The sequence below is a fragment of the Aeromicrobium sp. genome (assembly GCF_025965075.1).
In the GTDB taxonomy this organism is placed as follows: domain Bacteria; phylum Actinomycetota; class Actinomycetes; order Propionibacteriales; family Nocardioidaceae; genus Aeromicrobium.
The window spans coordinates 1-5,627 of record NZ_JAOPXQ010000186.1 but is presented as its reverse complement, the minus strand read 5'-3'; the positions used below and the strand labels follow the sequence as shown (position 1 = coordinate 5,627).

General features: G+C 70.8%; 6 protein-coding genes. 1 reads left to right on the top strand and 5 read right to left on the bottom strand.

Annotated elements, in window-relative coordinates; all coding sequences use genetic code 11:
* From JWQ91_RS11265 to JWQ91_RS11245, 5 genes are all read right to left on the bottom strand, one after another.
* On the bottom strand, window positions 1-1,360 hold a 1,360-nt coding region (locus JWQ91_RS11265), incomplete at its 3' end, for an aldehyde dehydrogenase family protein (protein WP_297783800.1).
* An 89-nt stretch (window positions 1,361-1,449) separates the two neighbouring features.
* A complete protein-coding gene (locus tag JWQ91_RS11260) occupies window positions 1,450-2,736 on the bottom strand; it encodes a GAF domain-containing protein (RefSeq protein WP_297783795.1) in 1,287 nt (428 codons plus the stop codon).
* 65 nt (window positions 2,737-2,801) lie between these two features.
* Window positions 2,802-3,521 (bottom strand): hypothetical protein, encoded by a 720-nt coding sequence (locus tag JWQ91_RS11255; RefSeq protein ID WP_297783792.1) that lies wholly within the window; start codon window positions 3,519-3,521, stop codon window positions 2,802-2,804.
* 57 nt (window positions 3,522-3,578) lie between these two features.
* Complete coding sequence (locus JWQ91_RS11250; RefSeq protein ID WP_297783789.1) at window positions 3,579-4,397, bottom strand: ABC transporter permease; 819 nt, start codon at window positions 4,395-4,397, stop codon at window positions 3,579-3,581.
* Window positions 4,394-5,305, bottom strand: coding sequence for an ATP-binding cassette domain-containing protein (locus JWQ91_RS11245; protein WP_297783787.1), 912 nt, complete (start codon window positions 5,303-5,305; stop codon window positions 4,394-4,396). Before JWQ91_RS11245 ends, JWQ91_RS11250 begins: the two co-directional genes overlap by 4 nt.
* Before the next feature lie 41 nt (window positions 5,306-5,346).
* Here JWQ91_RS11245 and JWQ91_RS11240 point away from each other — a divergent pair.
* Window positions 5,347-5,627, top strand: a 281-nt coding sequence (locus tag JWQ91_RS11240; RefSeq protein ID WP_297783784.1) for a tryptophan 2,3-dioxygenase family protein, incomplete at its 3' end; no start/stop codon positions are given.

The window sequence follows — 5,627 nt, the reverse complement described above, 5'->3', positions numbered from 1 at the left end:
GACCGGCCTGGATGTCGCGGCCGGCCTTGTACGCGGTGTTCCCGTCGCGCGACCAGACCCCTGCACCCAGCCCGTACAAGGTGTCGTTGGCGATGTCGATCGCGTCGGCGTAGTCGTCGAAGCCGGTGACCGACACGACCGGGCCGAAGATCTCCTCCTGGAAGATTCGCATCTTGTTGTGTCCCTGGAAGATCGTCGGAGCGACGTAGTAGCCGCCCGACAGGTCACCACCGAGGTCGACGCGCTCGCCGCCGGTGATGACCTTGGCGCCCTCCTGCACCCCGATCTCGAAGTAGGACAGGATCTTCTCGAGCTGGTCGTTGCTCGCCTGGGCGCCGAGCATGGTGTCGGTGTCGAGCGGGTTGGCCTGGACGATCGCCTTGACGCGCTGTGTCGCGTCGGGCAGGAACTGCTCGAGGATCGAGTTCTGGATCAGGCCGCGGCTGGGGCACGTGCAGACCTCGCCCTGGTTGAGCGCGAACATCGCGAAGCCCTCGAGCGCCTTGTCGTAGAACGCGTCGTCCTTGCTCGCGACGTCCTCGAAGAAGATGTTCGGGCTCTTGCCACCGAGCTCGAGCGTCGCCGGGATCAGGTTCTGGCTCGCGTACTGCGCGATCAGGCGGCCCGTCGTCGTCTCGCCGGTGAAGGCGATCTTGCGGATCCGGCTGCTCGAGGCGAGCGGTGCGCCGGCCTCGACGCCGAAACCGTTGACGATGTTGAGGACACCGGCCGGCAGCAGGTCACCGATCAGGTCGATCAGCAGCATGATCGATGCCGGGGTCTGCTCGGCGGGCTTGAGCACCACGGCGTTGCCGGCCGCGAGCGCCGGGGCGAGCTTCCACGTCGCCATCAGCAGCGGGAAGTTCCACGGGATGATCTGACCGACGACACCGAGCGGCTCGTGGAAGTGGTACGCCACGGTCTGCTCGTCGAGCTGCGACAGCGAGCCCTCCTGGGCGCGGATCGCGCCGGCGAAGTAGCGGAAGTGGTCGACCACGAGGGGCAGGTCGGCCGCCATGCACTCGCGGACCGGCTTGCCGTTGTCCCACGTCTCGCCGACGGCGAGCATCTCGAGGTTCTGCTCGATGCGGTCGGCGATCTGGTTGAGGATGTTGGCCCGCTCGGCCACCGACGTCTTGCCCCAGGCGGGCGCGGCGGCGTGGGCGGCGTCCAGCGCGGCCTCGATGTCCTCGGCAGTGCCGCGGGCGATCTCGCAGAACACCTTGCCGTTGACCGGGGAGATGTTCTCGAAGTACTGGCCCTTGACCGGGGCGACGTACTCGCCGCCGATCCAGTGGTCGTAGCGGTTCTGGTAGGAGACAACGCTTCCGTCGGTTCCTGGCTGGGCGTACACAGTCATGGGTGGTGCTCCTTGCGGCTCGGGGATGGTGTGACGGTAGTCACAGCCGCGTTGCAACCCGGTTGCATGACTGTTGCGGGGCGGTCGCCTCAGCCCAGCTCGCGGTCGAGCCGGGCCACGTGGCCCTCGACCTGCGCGTGGCGGGGCGACCCCGGCGGCAGGATCGCGAGGACCCGCTCCCAGACCTCGAAGTCATCCCGGCCGTGGCTCGTGTCGGCGAACGACAGCAGCGCATCGGCGTCGTCGGACGCCAGCAGGTAGGACCGGACGTGCATGTGGAGCTCGTCGCGCAGCTGCTCGATCGCGGGGGCGGTCGAGGACGGCAGGACGGGCCCGCGATAACGCCCCACCGCGCGGCGCAGGAGGCCCGCCTCGAGGTCGGCGCGCACGCCGGCGATGTCGGTGTCGACCGGGGACGTGACCCGGTAGGGCCGTGAGGCGAGCTCGATGGGGCCCAGCGAGCCGCGCAGCCGGGAGAGCTCGGCCCGCACCGTGACCTGGGCCTGCTCGTCCTCGCTGAGCGCGACGCCGAGCTCGGCGGTCGTCAGGCCGTCGGCCGACTCCGTCAGGAGCAGGAGGATCTCGCTGTGCCGCAGGCTGAGCCGGGTCGTGGTGGTGCCGTGGCGCAGGGTCGCGCCGTGCCCGCCCAGCACCTCGAGCGACGGCCGGGTCCACCCGCTGACCGAGACGTGCGGCCCCCGGCGCGGGCTGAGCCGCTCGATCCGGAGCTCGGCCTCGACCGCCGCGACGGTTGCCCGGACCAGGGTGAGGCTCTGCGGTGTCGCGACCTCGTCGCCGCCGGTCAGGTCCAGGACGCCCAGGATCGCACCGGTGTCGGGATCGTGGATCGGCGCCGCGGAACAGCTCCACGGCGTGACCTGGCGCGCGAGGTGCTCGGCCCCGAAGATCTGCACCGGCCGGTCGAGCGCGAGGGCCGTCCCCGGCGCGTTGGTGCCGGCGCTGGCCTCGCTCCAGTCGGCGCCGGGCAGGAAGTGCATGCCCTCGGCCCGCGCCCGCAGCGAGGCGTTGCCCTCGACCCACAGGAGCTGCCCGGCCGCGTCGCTGACCGCGACGAGCAGGCCCGCGTCCGCGGCACCCTCGACCAGCAAGCGGCGGATGACCGGCATGCCGGCGGCGAGGGGGTGGGAGTCGCGGATGTCGGACAGCGTGTCGTCGTCGAGCCGGATCGCCGCGAGCGCCTGCTCGGGATCGAGGCCACCCTCGACGCTGCGCCGCCACGACTCGAGCACGAGCCGCCGCAGGGACGGATCGCCGCGTCCCGTCGACACGAATGCGTCGTGCGCGAGATTGAGGTACCTCGACAGTGCGGCCGGATCGGCTCCCGGGGGCATCGCGAGATCGTTGCTACGACCCATGGGCCGAGTGTACGTGGCGATGTGATGCCCGTCACTCCGGCACTTTTCGGGTGTCGACGGGACCGTCAGGGCACGTCGCCGTGGCTCCATGTGGCGTCCTCGCGGACGACCCGCGCCGGCGTCCCCACCGACACCGTGAACGGCGGCACCTTCTGCCCCCGGACCAGGCTGCGCATCCCCACGACGGAGCCCTCGCCGATCTCGACGTGCCCGGTCACGACGACGTCCCGCCCCAGCCACACGTGCCGGCCGAGGCGGATGTGCGCACCGAACGGGTTGATCCGCTCCCCCGTGCGACGGTCCTCCAGCCGGTGCATGTCGTCGGTCGCCAGGTAGACGCCAGCCGCCCACAGCTGGTCCGACTCCGCCACGATGCTCCCGCCGTTGCGGGCGTCGACGACGGCGCTGCGGGTCGCGACGAGGGGGCCGTGCAGCACGATCCGGCTGTCCGCGCCGCAGTAGAGCTCGCCCGCGGTCAGGACGCAGCTGCGGTCCAGGAAGACCGTCGCCGAGTCACCGCCGACCAGCAGGGACGACAGCCACTCCATCGGCCCGCCGACGACGATCAGGACGTCGCGGACCGGGATCAGGGCGAGCGAGGCCATGACGTGGTCCGGCAGCCAGGCCCGGTCGCCGAGGTAGAGCGCGTTGCCGCCGTCGTGCCACCAGTCGGGCATCGCGTCGGTGACGAGGGTCCAGGTCGCCCGGTCGAGCGAGGACGCCTCGACCCCCGCCGCGCGCAGGCGGTCGTGGTGCGCGGTGGTCATCGAGGTCGGGTCAGGCACCGTCACATCATGGCGGTGCACCCGGGCGGGTGTCCCGGGGACCCGCCGGGTGCCATGTCAGGCGTCGCGCCGGACGAACAGGACGTACGAGGCCGCGAGCAGGGCCGCGACGAAGACCGCCATGACGATGCCACCGCCGACCGGCCCGAACGGGGTGTAGCCGAGGAACGACAGCAGGTCGTCGAGCGAGGCGCGGGTGTAGAGCTTGCCGCCGGCGTCGTACGGCAGGAACTTCAGGATCTGGATGAACCCGCCGTCCTCCCCCGGCTCGTCCGACGCGCCCTTGATCGCGATGACGATGGCCCGGACGATCGACTCCAGGACCGACGGGACCAGCAGGAGGAGCGCCACCGCGGCGGTCTGGTTGCGGGTGATCGCGGCGAACGCCAGCCCCGACAGGGCGAACAGCACCGTGAAGACGACGGTTCCGAGCCCCAGGTCGACGAGCGCCTCGAGGGTCGGCAGGTCGAGCCCGAACGCCACGATGCTGAGCAGCGCGACCAGGATGCACACCAGCGCCGCCAGCGCGGACACCACGGTGGTCGCTACGACCTTGGCCGCGAGCACGTGCGTCCGGCGTGGGATCGCGGTGAGCGTCGCGCGGATCATCCCGTGGCGGTACTCATGGCCCATCGAGAACACGCCGAACAGGCCGATGATGTACGCGATGAACAACGGCGCGAACCCGCTCGACGCCCCGATCGTCGCGATGATCTCGAACGTGTTGTCGCCCCCGGTGAACGAGTCGGAGGACGAGATCGACGCGGCCAGCACGATCGACATGACGAGCTGGAAGACGATGGCCGAGCCGATCAGCCAGTACGTCGAGCGGATCGTGCGGAGGCGGAGGTACTCGTAGCGGAGGGCGTCGATCATGACTCGCCACCCCCGCGGAACTCCTCGGCGAGCCCCGTCGCCTCGAGGAACGCCTCCTCCAGCGTCGCCTGCCGTGTGACGAGCTGGTGCAGGCGGGCGCCGGCGGCGTGCGCCTCGTCGCCGATCTGCTCGGCGCTGAGGCCGCGGGCCACCAGGACGTCGCCCTCGCTCGTCAGCTCGGCGCCGAGCGACGTCAGTCGGGGCGCGAGCACCGCGGCGTCGGGGCTGCGGACCTCGACCGCGCCCAGGCTGCTGCGGGAGATGAACTCGGACACCGGCCCGTTGGCCAGCATGCGGCCCCGCCCGATCACGACGAGCTGATCGGCCAGCACCGCCATCTCCTGCAGCAGGTGGCTCGAGACGAACACCGCGCGGCCCTCGCCGGCCAGGTGCTTGAGCAGGTCACGCAGCCAGTGGATGCCCTGCGGGTCGAGCCCGTTGCTGGGCTCGTCGAGGATCAGCGTGTGCGGGTCGCCCAGCAGCGCCGCCGCGAGGCCCAGCCGCTGGCCCATGCCGAGGCTGAACTTGCCGGGCTTGCCCTTCGCGACGGTGCTGAGACCGACCAGCCCCATGACCTCGTCGACCCGGCTGTCGGGGATCCGGTTGGACGCCGCGAGCATCCGCAGGTGGTTGCGCGCGCGTCGGGTGGGGTGGAACGGCTTGGCCTCCAGCAGCGCGCCGACGTGCCGCATGGGGTGCTCGAGGTCGCCGAACCGCCGCCCGTCGAACGTCGTCGAGCCGTCGCCGTTGTCCAACCCGAGCATGAGTCGCATCGTCGTGGACTTGCCGGAGCCGTTGGGTCCCAGGAATCCCGTCACGCTGCCCGGCCGCACGACGAACGACAGGTCGTCGACCGCCCGTTTGGCCCCGTACGTCTTGCCGAGTCCCCGCGCCTCGATGAGAGCCATGTACACAGCCTGTCACGCGAGGAGGGCCTACCGTGGCAATCATGACTGAGAGCAGCGAGTCCTACCGCCCGATCGAGGAGGGCGTCGCGACCGATCTGCGCGGCGAGATGACGTACGCGAGCTATCTACAGCTGCCGACGCTGCTGTCGGCGCAGCAGCCCGTGTCGGACCACCACGACGAGATGCTGTTCATCATCCAGCACCAGGTCACCGAGCTGTGGCTCAAGCAGCTGATCCACGAGCTGCGGTCGGCGATGAGCCTGATCGCGGGCGATGACCTCTCGCCGACGCTCAAGCGGCTGGCGCGGGTCAAGGCGATCCA

Excerpts from the sequence above, each read along its gene's own strand:
- JWQ91_RS11260 (WP_297783795.1), bottom strand. The coding sequence starts at position 2,736 with ATGGGTCGTAGCAACGATCTCGCGATGCCCCCGGGAGCCGATCCGGCC.
- JWQ91_RS11245 (WP_297783787.1), bottom strand. The coding sequence starts at position 5,305 with ATGGCTCTCATCGAGGCGCGGGGACTCGGCAAGACGTACGGGGCCAAA.
- JWQ91_RS11250 (WP_297783789.1), bottom strand. The coding sequence starts at position 4,397 with ATGATCGACGCCCTCCGCTACGAGTACCTCCGCCTCCGCACGATCCGC.